Here is a 13,845-nt window from a genome sequence, read left to right as displayed (position 1 = left end):
CGGGCGGGCCCGGCGGGTGCGTGACGCCGGAACCGGGGAGATCGTTTGGCCGAAAATCTACCCTCCTTGGAGTTCTGGCCACGTGGAGCCGATAGGGAGCGGGGTCTCGCACCAGAAAGATAAAATTTCTTGCAGGGACTTGCGAAAGGACGGGCCGAGCGCCTGCGTCGCGTGGTCGAAGAGGGCGAAGCGGTAGCCGGGGGTGGAACTGCCGGGCGTTGCCCAGGGGGGCCGGGGCCGAGCCGGGTGGGGTCCACGCCGTCGGTGCTGGACGACACCTCCGTCGCCCACGACCGCGAGCGCGACGACGACAACGAGTGCGAGGGCGCCCTCCGGACCACCGCGGCCTCCGCCGCCTTCGACGGCTCCGAGGTCCGCGACGGCGCCGCCGTCCTCGACGCCCCGCTCGGCAGGCGCTGCCCGCACGGCCTGCCCGTCGTCCAGGACGGGCCGGGAGCCCCCCGGCGGCGGCGACCCGCCGAGCCCTTCCGGGCGGGGCCGGAGGCCGCGGCGGCGGTCCGTGCCGTCGCCGACGGGGATCCCGCCGCAGCCCGACGGGCCCGGTGCGCACAATGGGTGCCGTGACGACGACGGACTATCAGCAGCTTCTGGAACGCATCTCCGAGGAGATCGCGCGGACGCCCGGCCGGGGGCGGTCCGCCGACTACATCCCGGCGCTCGCCGGCCGCGACCCGCGCGCCTTCGGCATGGCCGTCGCCGAGTTGGACGGCACCGTCCACGGGGTGGGCGAGTGGCGCGAACCGTTCTCCGTGCAGTCCATCACCAAGGTCTTCACCCTGGCCCTGGACCTGGCCCACGAGGGCGACGAGCTGTGGGAGCACGTGGGCCGCGAGCCCTCCGGCAACCCGTTCAACTCCCTGGTGCAGCTCGAGTACGAGAACGGCATCCCGCGCAACCCGTTCATCAACGCCGGCGCCCTGGTCGTCACCGACCGCCTCCACACCCGCACCGGTGACGCCGCGGGCGCGCTCCTGCGGCTGCTGCGCACCGAGAGCGGGAACCCGGACCTCGACTTCGATCCGGCGGTCGCCGCCTCGGAGGCCGCGCACGGCGACCGGAACGCCGCCCTCGGCCACTTCATGGCCTCCTACGGCAACATCGACAACCCCGTCCCGCTCCTGCTCGACCAGTACTTCCGCCAGTGCTCGCTCACCGCCTCCTGCGCCGACCTCGCGCTGGCGGCCACCCTCCTGGCCCGGCACGGCGTCCGCGCCGACGGCACCCGGCTGCTGACCCGCAGCCAGGCCAAGCAGGTCAACGCCGTCATGCTGACCTGCGGGACCTACGACGCCGCCGGCGACTTCGCCTATCGGGTGGGCCTGCCCGGCAAGAGCGGGGTGGGCGGCGGCATCATCGCCGTCGTGCCCGGCCGGTGCGCCCTGTGCGTGTGGAGCCCCGGCCTGGACGAACGGGGGAACTCCGTCGCCGGAGTGGCGGCGCTGGACCTCTTCACCACGCTCACCGGGCTGTCGGTGTTCTGATCCTGTCGGGCCGGGCGGCCGACCGACGGAAAAGGTTTGCACGCTTTTCCGAAAACTATTGTCAGGCCTTGCATGCGCGTGCTGGGATACGGCCGTTCCGTCCGACCACCCACCCGACAGGAGTCACCGTGCGACGTGTCGGCCCGCCCGCCGTCCTCGCGCTCGCGGTCGCCCTCGTGCTGACCGCCTGCGGCCCCGCCACCACGTCGGCGGGACGCGCCGCCGGAGCCGCCGTCACCATCACCTGGTGGGACACCTCCGACCCGGTGACCGAGAGTCCGACCTTCCGCACGCTGGTGCACGACTTCGAGGAGGTCAACCCCGGCATCGAGGTGGAGTACGTCAGCGTGCCGTTCACCGAGGCCCGCGCCCGGTTCGAGGCCGCGAGCGGGAAGGACGCGCCGGACGTGCTCCGCGCCGACGTCGGCTGGACGGCCGGACTGGCGCAGGCGGGTCGGCTGGTCCCGCTGGACGGGACCGAGGCCGCGGCGGACATCGCCGAGTTCGAGCCCCAGCTGATCGAGCAGGCCCGTTACGGGGGGCGGCTGTACGCCGTGCCGCAGTCCACCGACGTCCTCGCGCTGCTCTACAACAAGCGGCTGTTCGCCGCGGCGGGCCTCTCCGGGCCGCCGGCCACCTGGTCCGACCTCAAGGCCGCGGCCGCGGTCATCAAGGCGCGGACGGGTGCCGACGGCTTCGCCCTGCACGTCCAGGGGTACTACGCGATGCCGTTCCTGTACGGCGAGGACGTGGACCTGGTCGACGTCCCCGACCGGACGATCACCGTCAACTCCCCGGCCGCGGTCAAGGCGGTCACCGGGCTGAAGGCACTCGTCTCCGCTCCCGGCGTCACCAAGGACGACGGCACGCCCCAGGGCCGCGCCGCGCTGCTCGCGGCGTTCTCGGCCGGCCGGGTCGCCGCCGTCGTCGAGGGGCCGTGGGAGAACGCCAACGTCACCCGCGGCGCGGCGTTCGCCGACCGGGGCAACCTCGGGATCGCGCCCGTGCCGGCCGGCGGCTCGGGCCGGGCGGGTTCGCCGCTCGGCGGCCACAACCTCGTCGTCTCCGCCGCCGCCGACGCCGAACACCGGGCGGCCGCCGAGAAGTTCGTCGCCTTCATGACCTCCGCCAACGCCCAGACCTGGACCGCGGTGCGCAACTCGACGCTGCCCACCCGGTCCGACGCCACCACCTCCTACGTGGAGGCCAACCCGGGCGTGATCGGCTTCCGCAAGGTGCTGCCGGTCGGCCGGCCCCGGGCCGCCCTCGCCGAGTACGGGTCGCTGTACGACCTGTTCGGCGCCGAGCTGGTGAGCATCCTCGACGGCCGGGAGAGCGTCAGGGCGGGCCTGGACCGCGCCGCCGAACAGGCCCGCACGCTCCTGCCGGACTACCGCTCCTGAGCGGGCCGGATGCCGGTGCCGGCTCTTCCCGCGGGGGCCGCCGGGCGCGCCGCCCTGCTGCCGGGGCGGGCAGCAGGGCGGGCGGGGTACGGGGGAGCGGGGTGCGGGGGAGCGGGGCGGGGTTCAGTCGGCTGCGGTGCGGAGGGGGTCGGGCCAGGCGGCCGGGTCGCTGCCGAGGTGGCTGTGGATCCACTGGGCCCAGCGTTCCAGGCCGAAGCCCACGCAGGTGGAGTGGGCCGGGGCGCCCGAGGGGAGGGTGATGCCGAAGCCGGTGCCGAAGTGCTGCTGGTGCAGGTTGACCGAGGTGACCGCGACGGGGCTGCCGTCGGCGGTGCGGGCGAGCAGTTCGTGCTTCAGGTCGAAGGACGACTGGAAGGTGGCCAGGTCGCCGCGCTCGCGGGTGAAGAAGGGGTCGTTCGCGGAGAGCAGCGTGCTGGGCAGGTCCAGCTCGCGGGCGAATTCCGCGACCCGGTCGAGCATGTCGTCCCGGAACGCCCGGGCGGCCGCCGGCTCGCCGACGAACACCACCTCGCGCATGGTGAACGCCCACAGCCGCGTGGTGGAGCGGACCGTGCCCGCCTCGTGCCGGGCGCAGCCGCCGGTCGCGGTGCCGATGAACGGCCGGTCGAGCGCCGAGTCGGCGAGCGCCGCGAAGAGGCTCAGGCAGACCGCCGGGGCGAGCACCACCGGGGCCGGGCGCAGCTCCGCCATCCGGTCCTCGGGGGCGGCCGCCGCGAAGCGGTCCAGGGCGGCGAGGTCGGGGCCGGCGACGGCGCACGGGGTGAGGTGCTGCGGGAAGGTCCGGTGGTAGCCGGCCCGTTCGACGGTCTCCCAGGAGACCAGGTGCGGCACGGCGTGCTCGACCGCGCCGGCCCGGCGGGCCAGGTCGAGGAAGACGCGGTCCAGGGCCCGCACCAGCCGGGCGACCCCGGGCCCGGAGACGTTCAGCCCAGGGCCGACGTGCGTGCTGTCCGCGGGCACGGCCCGCTCCGGCGTCGGCGGGCGGTGCCGGCCGCCCAGCTCGACCAGCACCTTCGGGTCGCGGGGCGGCGCGGCGCCGGCCCGGGCGAACGCGGCGTCGAGCAGCCCGCGGACCCGGTCGACCGGCCAGCCGGGATCGGCCGGGAGCCGGACGGTGGTGCCCTCCTCGGTGTGCCGCGCCTCGACCGCGGCCGGGCCGGGGACGCAGTACGCGAGCAGGTCGTCGAAGGTGCGCCGCTGGGCGGGGGCCAGCGCGGCCGGGCTGCGCCAGAGCGCGGCGGTCTCCGGCTGCGGATCGGTCATGAGGCGGTTCTCCGCTCGCTGGACGGGGCCGGCCGGGGGGCCGGGTAGCTGCACCGCAGGGCGGGTACCGTGCGGAAGGTCCGCCCGACCGGGCGGGGGTCGACGCCCTCGGCGAGCGCCAGGTGGTCGAGCCGGTCCAGGACCGCGCCGAGCACGGTCTCCAGCTCGGCGTTGGCCAGCCCCATGCCGAGGCAGAGGTGCCGTCCCATGCCGAAGGACATCGTGGGGCGGCGCGGCCGGTCGGGCAGCCAGCGGTCGGGTTCGGGGTGGACCGCCGGGTCGCGGTTGGCACTGGCCAGGCAGACCTGGACGGCGGAGCCCGCCGGCACGTCGACGCCCTCCAGCACGAGGTCGCGCTGCGCGAAGCGGAGGGTGACGTGCAGCGGCGGCTCGTGCCGCAGGGTCTCGGCGATCACGGCGGGCAGCAGCGAGCGGTCCCGCCGCAGCCGTTCGAACAGGCCGGGTTCGGCGGCGACGCGCGCGACCAGGTTGGTGATCGCGGCGGTCGTGGTCTCGGTGCCGGCCGCCAGCAGCAGGATCCCGTTGTTGCACGCGTCGGCCTCGGTCAGCTCCTCGTTGCCCGCCAGCACGTGCAGCAGCCCGGGGTGCTCCGCGCCGTCGGCCGCCGCGTCGAGCAGGTAGGCGCGCAGCTCCTGGCGCCGCCGCACCACCTCGGCCAGCTCCACTCCGGCGTGGTCGACGTACGCGGCCAGCGGCCGCATCATGTCGCCGAGCCACTGCGCGTCCGCCACCGGCAGGCCCATCACCCGGCAGACCACCTGCATCGGCAGGGTCCGGGCGAGCACCTCGGCGAAGTCGGCGCGTCCGGCGGGGAGCAGGTCGTCGAGGAGGGCGGCGGCCAGCGGGGCGACGATGCGGGTCGCCGCCTCGCCGACCTGGCGCGGGCGGAAGCTGCCGGCCGCGGCCGCCCGCTGGACGGTGTGCCGCGCACCGTCGCTGTCGAGCATGGACGGGCCGAAGGCGCGGCGGCTGGCCCGGAACGGGTGGTAGGTGCCGAAGTCGGGCGAGACCAGGGTCTGCCGCACGTGTTCGTGGCCGAAGACGAAGAACGAGCCGAGCGCGGGCGACCAGTGCACCGGGTCGTGCTCGCGGTGGTGGGCGTAGAGGGGCCACGGGTCGGTCTGGAACACCGGGTCGTCGAAGTCGAGGCGGCCGGGTGCCTGGTGGCCGGTGGTTGCTGTCACGACGGCTCCCCTCCCGCTACGGGGCGAACGTGAGCGGTCCGGTGCCGGCCAGGAAGTCGGCGAGACCGGTCAGCTCGGCCAGGGTGCCGTCGCCGCGGGTGATGGCGTCGATGAGCTTCTCCTCCTGATTGCGGAGCACCGCGCCGGCGGCGAGGACGGCGGAGACCCGGTCCTCGGCCAGCAGCAGGAACCCGTCGGCGTCACCGAAGATCCAGTCGCCGGGGCGGATCTCGCGCCCGCCCGCCCGGACGGTCTGCGGCACCTGGTCGGCGCGGGTCTCGGTGGTGCGGGCGGAGACGTAGGTGACCTGGGTGGAGAAGACCGGCACCGGGAGCGGGGCGAGTTCCAGCAGGTCCCGGACGGCGCCGTCGACCACGATCCCGCCCAGCCGCTGGGCCGCCGCCGAGGCGGTGAAGATGTCCCCGGCGAGGGCCTCGGACGGGGTGACCCGGTTGTGCAGGAAGAGCACCCAGCCGGGCGGGGTGGCGGCGAGCGCCTGCAGGCACGGCAGCATGTCGTCGTCGGTGGCCACCGGGAAGACCGGGCCGCAGACCCGGGGGCGGCCGTTGCGGGCGGCCAGCGGCAGGTCCAGGACGGTGATCAGCTCCGGTGCGGCGTCCGCGAGCTGGGCGCAGCCGACCCGTTCGAAGCGGGCCCGCAGGGCGGCGATCGCGGCCTCGTCGAAGCGGGAGGCGGGGACGGTCTCAGCCACGGGTCGCCCCCTCTGCGGCGGCCTCGGCGGTCTCGGCGGCGAACAGCCCGTACAGGCCGCGCATGGTGTAGAACTCCTCGATGTCGTGGTCGGCGATGTCGACCGCGCGGCCGGTCAGCTGCTCCAGGAAGACCAGTACCCGGATGGTGGAGAACGAGCTCATCAGCCCGAGGTCGAACAGGTTGTCGTCCGCGTCGAGGCTGTCCGGGACGGCGTCCGGATCCGCGTTCATCTCGCGCAGGAAGTCGGTCAGTTGCCGGTAGAAGTCGTCCGGGGTCATGGTCGGTCAGCTCCCTTTCAGGGGGGACGGTGGTGTGCGGTCAGGGACGGGGGAGGGCGGCTTCGACGGTGCGCAGGGCCTCGTCGAGCTGCTCGGCGGGGACGGTGAGCGGCGGGGCGATCCGCACCCGCTGGCCGTGCGCACCGCCGGTGAACGGCAGGACGCCGCGCTCGAACGCGGCCCGGACCAGCTGCCGGGCGGTGCCGTGCACGGGCTCGAAGGAGAGCGTGGGGCCGGTCAGGTGGACCGAGCGGACCAGGCCGTCCCGCTGCCAGGCACCGGCCGCCGCGCGCAGTTGCGCGCCGACCCGGTCGGCCCACTCGGCGACCGGGTTCGCGGTCACGAAGCGGATCACCTCGCGGGCGGCGGTGAAGCCCAGCGCGCCGGTCTGGAAGGTGTGCGCCAGGTGGACCGGGGCCTTCAACTCCTCTTCCAGCCACGGCTTGTAGACCACTGCGGAGAGCGGGTACATGCCGTTGGTGAGCGACTTGCCGAACAGCACGACGTCCGGGTCGAGGCCCAGCGCGCGCGACGGGCTCAGGTGGCCGTGCCGGTAGTAGCCGCACTGGATCTCGTCGGAGACCAGCACCGCGCCGGCCGCGCGGGCGGCCGCCTCCAGCTCCCGCAGCCAGTCGGCGTCCAACGGCACGTAGCCGTTGGCCCCCTGCACCGGCTCGTAGACGACGCACGAGACGCCGGACCAGTCGGTCGGCAGCTCGCCGGGGCTCAGGTGCTCGACCTGGTCGGCGAGCCGGGCGGTGAAGCCGGTGTCCTGGAGGGCGCTGTCCCGGTGCACGGTGGTGACGGCGAGCGCGTCGACGCCGAGCCCGTGGAAGGCCCCGTCGACGGCCAGCACCCGCCCGGGCCGGGCCCGGCGGGCCAGCGCGATCGCGCTGGAGACGGCGAAGCTGCCGCCGACCTGGTACAGCACCCGGCGGGGCCCGCCGTCCCCGGCGACCGCGGTGGCGAGCCACTCGGCGACCTCGGCGGCCTCCTGGGGGTAGAACAGCGCGGCGAGGTCCGAGCCGCGGGACAGGCTCCGCTCGACGGCCCGGTTGCGGTGGCCGAAGTTGACCGAGGCGTACGCCGACATCAGGTCGACGCAGGTGCGCAGCCGTCCGGCCCGGTCGCGCAGGGTCAGGGTCGCGTTGTCGGCGTCCACGACGGTGAGGCGCTCGCCGAGCAGCCCGCCCTCGTCGAGGGTGGACAGGGCGCCGGGCGCGTCGTCGGGGTGCGGTGTCCCGGCGGCCTCGGTGCCGGGCGTGTCGACGGTGGTCATAGGGACTCCAGGAAGTCGTGTAACCGGTCCATGCCTGCGGTGAGCTGGTCCGACGGACGGGTGAAGGCGATGCGGACGTGGCCCCGGCCGTGCCGCCCGTAGAGCGATCCGGGGACGACGGCGACGCCGGCCCGGTGCAGCAGCCGGTCGGCGAACTGCTCGTCGGTCAGGCCGGTGGCGGTGATGTCGGGGAAGGCGTAGAAGGCGCCGCCCGGCGGGTGCAGGCGGATGCCGGGCATGTCCGACAGCCGCCCGGTCACCAGGTCGCGGCGGGTGCGCAGTTCGGCGGCCAGCGCGCGGACCCGGTGGTGCGCGCGGAGGGCGGCGGGGACGGCGCGCTGGATGACGTCGGGCATGCAGCAGTGCAGGTTGGTCATCAGTTCGGCGAGTTCGCGGACGAGTCGGCGGTCGGCGACGGCGATGCCGACCCGCCAGCCGCACAGCGAGTGGCTCTTGGACAGGCTGTCCATCAGGACCACCGGGTCGTCGGGCGCGAGCGCGGCCGCGGCGGGCGGGCTGCCGTCGTAGACGAGTTCGCGGTAGGCGTCGTCGAGCAGCAGCCGGAACCCGCCGCGCCGGGCCAGTGCGGCCAGGGCGGCCACCGTCGTGCCGGGGGTGACGGCGCCGGTCGGGTTGTTCGGCGTGTTCAGGATGAGCAGCCTGGTCCGGGGGGTCACCAGGGCGGCGACCTCGGCCGGGTCGGGGGCGTGGCCCCGCTCGGCGCGCAGCGGGTAGCAGACCGGCACGGCACCGGCGAGCCTGACCAGCTCGGCGTACGGGGGGAAGCCCGGGTCGGGCAGCAGCACCTCGTCGCCGGGGCGGACGGTGGCGAGCAGGACGCCGTGCAGGACCAGGTTGCTGCCGGGCACCAGCAGCACCTCGTCGGCGGCGACCGGCCGCCCGAGCACGCCGGAGTAGTGGGCGGCGACGTGGGCCCGGACCTCGGGCAGCCCGGCCGGCGGGGTGTACGCCGAGGGCCGGCCGAGTGCGGCGGCGAGCGCCTCCTGCGCCTCCGGCGGGGGCGGGAGGTCGGGGACGCCCAGTTCCAGCCGCACCACGGACCGTCCGGCCCGCTCCAGCCGGTCGGCGGCCGCGGCGATCGTGAACGCCGAGCCGCGGCTCGTCCGGCCGACCGCCGTGGTCACGGCCGGGGCTCCGCCAGTCGGCGCACGGCTGCGGCCACCGCCTGCGGCTCGGGCCAGGTGTACTGCTCCAGCGCGGGCGTGGACGGCACCGGCGAGTCGGGGGCGCACACGAAGGCGACCCGGCCGCCGAGCGCCTCCGGCAGCCCGGGCACGTCGTACAGCGCGGAGAGGATCTGGGCGGGCGCGCCCGAGCGCGGGCCGTCGTCCACCAGGACCAGCCGGCCGGTGCGGCGCAGCGAGGAGGCGAGGGCCTCGACGTCCAGCGGGACGAGGGTGCGCGGATCGATCAGGTCGCAGTCGATGCCCTGCGCGGCGAGCGCGGCCACCCCTTCGACGGCCGGACGGACGGCGCCGCCGATCGCCACCACCGTCGCGGCGTCGCCCCGGTGGCGGAGCATGGCCTCGCCGAACGGCACCGGCGGGGCGGTGAGGGCCGCCCGGAGGTTGGCGCCGCGGGCCAGCTCCGGCGCGATGAACAGCATCACCGGGCCGCTCTCGCGGACGGCCGAGCGCAGCAGGGCGCAGGCGTCCTCGGCGGTGCCGGGCACGGCCACCCGGATGCCCGGGATCTGCATGAAGACCCCGTACGGGCACTGCTCGTTCTGCGGGCCGAGCTGCTGGCGGCCGCGGGTGGCGGAGGTGACCACCATCGGCGCGCGGTAGCCGCCGTCGGTGAGGTAGTGCAGGCGGGCGGCGTGGTTGACGAGCTGGTCCATCACCAGGAAGGAGAAGGAGGCCCGGTTGAGGTCGACCACCGGCCTCAGCCCGGTCATCGCGGCGCCGACCGCGGCGCCGACCATGGCCTGCTCGGAGATGGCGCAGGTGCGGATCCGGGCCTCGCCGAACTCGCGGCGCCACTCCGGCGGGGTGCTGGTCGCCAGGAACACCAGGGAGTCGTCCCGGCGCAGTTCGTCCTCCAGGACGACGTCGAGCACTGCGAGTTCGTTCACGGCTTCTCCGCCCACACGTTGGTCGATACGTCGGAAGGGGCCGGCCAGGGCGCCGAGCGGGCGAACGCGACGGCTGCGGCCACCCGCTCGGCGGCCGCCCGGGCCACCGCGGCCAGGTCCTCGTCCGCGGTGCCCGCGGCGAGCAGCCGCCGGTGGGCGAGTTGCAGCGGGTCGCGGTCGAGCCAGTGCGCGAGCTCCGCGGCGGGGCGGCGCTCGGTGGACGGCTTGTCGAACTGGAGGTGGAAGCGGGTGAGGTAGGTGCGGGCCTCGACGAAGGTGGGGCCGGCGCCGCTGCGGGCGGCGGCGACCGCCTCGGCGGCCGCCTCGTGGACGGCGGTCACGTCGTTGCCGTCGACGGAGACGGTCCGCATCCGGTGGCCGAGCGGGATCCGGGTCAGGTCGAGGTCGGGGTAGACCTCCTCGCTGCGGGTGCCGCCCTGGTAGCTGTTGTGCTCGCAGACCAGGATCAGCGGCAGGCGCTGGGCGGTCGCCATCAGCAGCGTCTCGTGCACGACGCCGCTGCCGAGCCCGCCGTCGCCGAGGAACACCACCGCCACGTCGCCGCTGCCCCGGACCTGCGAGGTCATCGCGGCGCCGGCCGCGATCGGGATGCCCGCGCCGATGATCCCGCTGGAGAGCAGCAGGTTGACGGCCGGGTCGGAGACCAGCGCGGCGGCCCGGCCGCCGCACAGGCCGCTCTTGCGGCCGAGCAGTTCGGCGGTGAGCGCGTCCATCGACACGCCGCGGGCGAGGGCGTGGCCGTGGCCCCGGTAGTGGCTGACGATCGAGTCGCCGGCGCGCAGGGCGGCGCAGACGCCGACCGCGATCGCCTCCTGGCCGATGTACGGGTGCACGGGACCGACCACCTCGCCGGCCGTGCGCAGTTCCATCACGCGCTCCTCGTACTCGCGGATGAGCGCCATGCAGGAATATGCGGAGAACAGGTCGAACCCATTCCGTCCGATTTCTGCACCGTTGGGGAAAGGATTCCGGTTAACCGTCATTTCGCCTTCGCCGGAGCGGAATAGATGAAGGTGTCAAGGGCAGTGGAAGCACGGGTGCGGCCTCGATGGAGGACCGGCGCGCTCGGACGAGCATGGTGTGGCTCGAAGTCCGAGGTAGGTGCTGTGACCCTGGCTTCTCGGTGGTGGGACGCCTGTTGGATCACGACCGACACTACCCAGGGGGCTGGCCGCTGGCAAGCGATTGGTCTAGATCACTTTTGTCCTGATGGTCCGTCAAGGGCCCTGTCGTGCTTGCGGTTCCGTAAATGAGTCGAATAGCATCGGCACCGTCGGGCCGTCCGAAGCGGCCGTGCGAACGGCCCCTCCGGATCACCCCGGAGGGCTGATTAGGAGACAGGTCATGGACGAATTGGTGGCAATTGTCGAATCGGCCGCCGAGCGGTCCCGGGCACATGGCTTCGCCTATTCCTGCGAGCCGCCGGCCGGGGAGCTGCTCGCCGTGCTGAGCGCGGCGGTGCCCCGGGGCGGCCGCATCCTGGAGCTCGGCACCGGGGTCGGCGTCGGCCTCGCCTGGATCGTGCGCGGGCTGGGGGGCCGTGACGACGTCGAGGTCCACTCGGTGGACAACGACGCCGCCGTCGCGGAACTCGCCGGAGCCGGGAACTGGCCCGCCGGAGTGCGGCTGCACCTCGGCGACGCCGAGCAACTCCTCGGCGAACTCGGCCAGTTCGACCTGATCTTCGCGGACGCGCCGGGTGGCAAGTGGACCGGGCTCGACCGCACCATCGCTGCGCTGCGGCCCGGCGGCGTGCTCATCGTCGACGACCTCGACCCCGCCCGCTACGCGGAGCCGGAGCACGTCGCCAAGGTGGCCGAGATCAAGGCCACCCTGCTCGGCCACCCCGACCTGGTGGCGGTCGAACTGGCCGTCGGCAGCGGCTTCGTCCTGGCGACGAAGCGCTGACCGGTCCCGGCCCGCCCGGCCCCCGGCCGCCCGGACGTCAGCCGGCCTGCTCCCGCCCCGACCGGGCGAGCCCGAGCAGCGCCCCGGCGACGCGCACGCAGCCCGACCCGTCGACCGCGGCGGCCCCCCGGCGCGCCAGCCCGGCCCGGGCCGACCCGTCGGCGAGCAGCTCCCGCAGCGCGGCCACCGCCCGCACCCGGGCGCTCCCGGCCCCGCGCAGCGACTCCAGCGCGCCCAGGCCGACCACCAGACCGGCGTCCACCACCGCCCGGTAGACCGGCCACTGGGCCTCGGCGACCACCAGCACCGCCACCGCCCGCCCCAGGCACAGCAGGTCCAGCACCGAGCTGCCCGCCGCGGTGACCACCGCGTCGGCCTCCCGCGCCAGCCCCGGCAGGTCGGCGACCGGCGGGGTCACCCGGACCACCTGCCCAGGGCCCACGGCCAGCGCCTCGACAGCCCCGCGCGGTCCGGCCCCGGCGGCCACCACGGTCAGCCGCACCGGCAGCCCGGTGGCCAGCAGCGCGGCGACGGCGTCGGGCGCGGCCCCGTACGGGTCGGTGGCGCCGAAGAAGCACAGCACGTGCGGCACCGCGCCGGGACCGGACCCGGACCCGGACCCGGCGCCGTCGCGGGCGGCGAGCACGGCGCCGCGGACCAGCGCGTGCTCGAAGCCGCCGAGCCGGCGCGGCCGTTCACCCCCAGCCTCCCCAGCCCCCCCGGTCGTCTCCGGAAGGACGGAACTCATGTCGGGCGAGCCCACCGCCTGGTCGATCACCAGGTCGGCGCTCTGCCCGCGGGTGGTGCCGTCGACGATCACGGCGACCGGCAGCCCGGCGGAGCGCAGCGCGGCCGAGCACTCCGCGGCCAGCGCGTACGAGTCGAGGACCACCGCGTCCAGCGCCGCCGCGCGGGCGGCCTCCACCAGCCCGGCCGGGTCGGACGGGCCGGGCAGCAGCTCCAGGCGGCGTTCGGCGAGCTGCTCGCGCAGCCAGTCGAGGCCGTCCACCGACCCGAGCAGCACCGCCTCGGCGCCCTGCCGGCGCAGTTCCTCGGCGAGCGCCAGGCAGCGCATCATGTGGCCGCCGCCCACGGCCGCCGACGCGTCGGCGCGCAGGCCCACCCGCAGCGGGCGGGCCCCGCGGGCCGGGTGCGCTGCGGCACGGTCCGAAACCACCGCCATGGTGCGGCTCCCTCCGGAGGACGAAATGCGGGTACTGGTCACCGGGGCGTGCGGATACCTCGGACAGGCGGTGGTGCACCGGCTGGCGGCCGGGGGCACGGAGGTGGTCGCACTGGAGCACCGCACCCGGCGGAGCTGGCCCCGGCCCGTCCTCGCCCGCCGCGGCGACGTCCTCCGCCCGGCCGAGCTGGCCGACGCGGTCCGCGGGGTCGACGCGGTCTGCCACCTCGCCGCCGACGGCACGGTCAGGCAGTCCTCCGCCGAAGCCGCCGAACGGCAGCGGAAGGTTATCACCGAGGGGACCGCCCACCTGCTGGCCGCACTGCGGGCCGAATCCCGGCGCAGCGGCCGCCCGCTGACGCTGGTTCACCTCTCCAGCTCCGCCGTCTACGGCCGTCCGCTGGAGCGGCCGCTGCGCACCTGCGACGCGGGCAGCCCGCGCAGCACCTACGGACGGGCCAAGCTCGCGGCCGAACGGGCCGTCACCGCCGCCGTCGAGAGCGGCGTCCTCGGCGCGACGGGCCTGCGCCTGTTCAACGCCGCCGGCCGCACGCCGTACGGCGGACGACCCAACCCGGTCGCCCTGATCCCGAGGGCCGTCGCCGCCGCGACCGGCCGCTCGCCCGCGCTCACCGTCAACGGCGACGGCAGCGCGATGCGCGACTTCGTCCACGTCCGCGACGTGGCCGCCGCCGTGGCCGCCGCGCTGGTCCGCAGCCCGGACGGGGAACACCGCGTCCTCAACCTGGGCGCCACGCCGGCGAGCGTCCGGGACGTCCTCGCCGAGGTGGGACGGGCCACCGGCCGCCCCGTCCCGGTGGTCCACCGTCCCGCGCCCGAGCAGGACACGCCCTACCTGGTCGCCGACACCGCCGACACCCGGGCGGCACTGGGCTGGTCCCCGGTGTCCTCCGCGCTGTCGCGCCTGGTGGCCGACCAGCTGGCCGACCTCCCCTGAACGAACGGAGCTGAG

Annotated in this window: 14 protein-coding genes; 5 read left to right on the top strand and 9 right to left on the bottom strand. The window is 75.4% G+C overall.

The window, feature by feature from the left end:
* Positions 1-246: 246 nt before the first annotated feature.
* The 3 genes from OO57_RS47390 to OO57_RS17355 all read left to right on the top strand — a co-directional run bounded on the left by OO57_RS47390 (position 247) and on the right by OO57_RS17355 (position 2,905).
* Complete coding sequence (locus OO57_RS47390; protein ID WP_199811274.1) at positions 247-585, top strand: hypothetical protein; 339 nt, start codon at positions 247-249, stop codon at positions 583-585.
* On the top strand, positions 573-1,502 hold the full coding sequence (locus OO57_RS17360; RefSeq protein ID WP_033253400.1) for a glutaminase: 930 nt from the start codon (positions 573-575) through the stop codon (positions 1,500-1,502). The genes OO57_RS47390 and OO57_RS17360 overlap by 13 nt, the downstream gene beginning before the upstream one ends.
* A 128-nt stretch (positions 1,503-1,630) precedes the next feature.
* A complete protein-coding gene (locus OO57_RS17355; RefSeq protein ID WP_033253399.1) occupies positions 1,631-2,905 on the top strand; it encodes an extracellular solute-binding protein in 1,275 nt (424 codons plus the stop codon).
* Between the two features lie 123 nt (positions 2,906-3,028).
* On the opposite strand, the gene OO57_RS42635 is transcribed toward OO57_RS17355, so the two are convergent.
* Genes OO57_RS42635 through OO57_RS17315 form a run of 8 tightly spaced genes read right to left on the bottom strand, consistent with a single transcriptional unit; the run spans position 3,029 to position 10,683 of the window.
* Positions 3,029-4,189, bottom strand: a complete 1,161-nt coding sequence (locus OO57_RS42635) for a hypothetical protein (RefSeq protein WP_051777829.1) — start codon at positions 4,187-4,189, stop codon at positions 3,029-3,031.
* Positions 4,186-5,394, bottom strand: coding sequence for a cytochrome P450 (locus OO57_RS17345; RefSeq protein ID WP_033253398.1), 1,209 nt, complete (start codon positions 5,392-5,394; stop codon positions 4,186-4,188). Before OO57_RS17345 ends, OO57_RS42635 begins: the two co-directional genes overlap by 4 nt.
* A 16-nt stretch (positions 5,395-5,410) precedes the next feature.
* On the bottom strand, positions 5,411-6,106 hold the full coding sequence (locus tag OO57_RS17340; protein ID WP_033253397.1) for an RraA family protein: 696 nt from the start codon (positions 6,104-6,106) through the stop codon (positions 5,411-5,413).
* A complete protein-coding gene (locus OO57_RS17335) occupies positions 6,099-6,386 on the bottom strand; it encodes a hypothetical protein (RefSeq protein WP_033253396.1) in 288 nt (95 codons plus the stop codon). Before OO57_RS17335 ends, OO57_RS17340 begins: the two co-directional genes overlap by 8 nt.
* A gap of 40 nt (positions 6,387-6,426) precedes the next feature.
* The gene (locus OO57_RS17330) at positions 6,427-7,665 is read right to left on the bottom strand and encodes an aminotransferase class III-fold pyridoxal phosphate-dependent enzyme (RefSeq protein WP_051777827.1); all 1,239 of its coding nucleotides are present in this window, start codon (positions 7,663-7,665) and stop codon (positions 6,427-6,429) included.
* A complete protein-coding gene (locus tag OO57_RS17325; RefSeq protein WP_033253395.1) occupies positions 7,662-8,810 on the bottom strand; it encodes a pyridoxal phosphate-dependent aminotransferase in 1,149 nt (382 codons plus the stop codon). The genes OO57_RS17330 and OO57_RS17325 overlap by 4 nt, the downstream gene beginning before the upstream one ends.
* The gene (locus tag OO57_RS43885; protein WP_051777825.1) at positions 8,807-9,760 is read right to left on the bottom strand and encodes a transketolase C-terminal domain-containing protein; all 954 of its coding nucleotides are present in this window, start codon (positions 9,758-9,760) and stop codon (positions 8,807-8,809) included. Before OO57_RS43885 ends, OO57_RS17325 begins: the two co-directional genes overlap by 4 nt.
* Complete coding sequence (locus OO57_RS17315; RefSeq protein WP_051777823.1) at positions 9,757-10,683, bottom strand: thiamine pyrophosphate-dependent dehydrogenase E1 component subunit alpha; 927 nt, start codon at positions 10,681-10,683, stop codon at positions 9,757-9,759. The genes OO57_RS43885 and OO57_RS17315 overlap by 4 nt, the downstream gene beginning before the upstream one ends.
* A gap of 442 nt (positions 10,684-11,125) precedes the next feature.
* On the opposite strand from OO57_RS17315, the gene OO57_RS17310 reads away from it, so the two are divergent.
* Positions 11,126-11,689 carry an O-methyltransferase gene (locus OO57_RS17310; RefSeq protein WP_051777821.1) on the top strand — a complete coding sequence of 188 codons (564 nt, stop codon included), beginning with the start codon at positions 11,126-11,128 and terminating at the stop codon, positions 11,687-11,689.
* 37 nt (positions 11,690-11,726) lie between these two features.
* On the opposite strand, the gene OO57_RS43880 is transcribed toward OO57_RS17310, so the two are convergent.
* Positions 11,727-12,872: a hypothetical protein gene (locus OO57_RS43880; RefSeq protein WP_051777819.1), complete on the bottom strand. Its 1,146-nt coding sequence runs from the start codon at positions 12,870-12,872 to the stop codon at positions 11,727-11,729.
* A 25-nt stretch (positions 12,873-12,897) separates the two neighbouring features.
* Between OO57_RS43880 and OO57_RS41150 the strand changes: the two genes are divergently transcribed.
* The gene (locus OO57_RS41150) at positions 12,898-13,830 is read left to right on the top strand and encodes an NAD-dependent epimerase/dehydratase family protein (RefSeq protein ID WP_033253394.1); all 933 of its coding nucleotides are present in this window, start codon (positions 12,898-12,900) and stop codon (positions 13,828-13,830) included.
* Positions 13,831-13,845: the final 15 nt, after the last annotated feature.

Source organism: Kitasatospora phosalacinea (assembly GCF_000717185.1).
Classification (GTDB): domain Bacteria; phylum Actinomycetota; class Actinomycetes; order Streptomycetales; family Streptomycetaceae; genus Kitasatospora; species Kitasatospora phosalacinea_A.
Note: the sequence above shows the minus strand (reverse complement) of the source record. Positions and strands in the feature narration are given on the sequence as shown.

Excerpts from the sequence above, each read along its gene's own strand:
- OO57_RS17360 (WP_033253400.1), top strand. The coding sequence starts at position 573 with ATGGGTGCCGTGACGACGACGGACTATCAGCAGCTTCTGGAACGCATC.
- OO57_RS42635 (WP_051777829.1), bottom strand. The coding sequence starts at position 4,189 with ATGACCGATCCGCAGCCGGAGACCGCCGCGCTCTGGCGCAGCCCGGCC.
- OO57_RS17335 (WP_033253396.1), bottom strand. The coding sequence starts at position 6,386 with ATGACCCCGGACGACTTCTACCGGCAACTGACCGACTTCCTGCGCGAG.
- OO57_RS17330 (WP_051777827.1), bottom strand. The coding sequence starts at position 7,665 with ATGACCACCGTCGACACGCCCGGCACCGAGGCCGCCGGGACACCGCAC.
- OO57_RS17315 (WP_051777823.1), bottom strand. The coding sequence starts at position 10,683 with ATGGCGCTCATCCGCGAGTACGAGGAGCGCGTGATGGAACTGCGCACG.
- OO57_RS17310 (WP_051777821.1), top strand. The coding sequence starts at position 11,126 with ATGGACGAATTGGTGGCAATTGTCGAATCGGCCGCCGAGCGGTCCCGG.
- OO57_RS43880 (WP_051777819.1), bottom strand. The coding sequence starts at position 12,872 with ATGGCGGTGGTTTCGGACCGTGCCGCAGCGCACCCGGCCCGCGGGGCC.
- OO57_RS41150 (WP_033253394.1), top strand. The coding sequence starts at position 12,898 with ATGCGGGTACTGGTCACCGGGGCGTGCGGATACCTCGGACAGGCGGTG.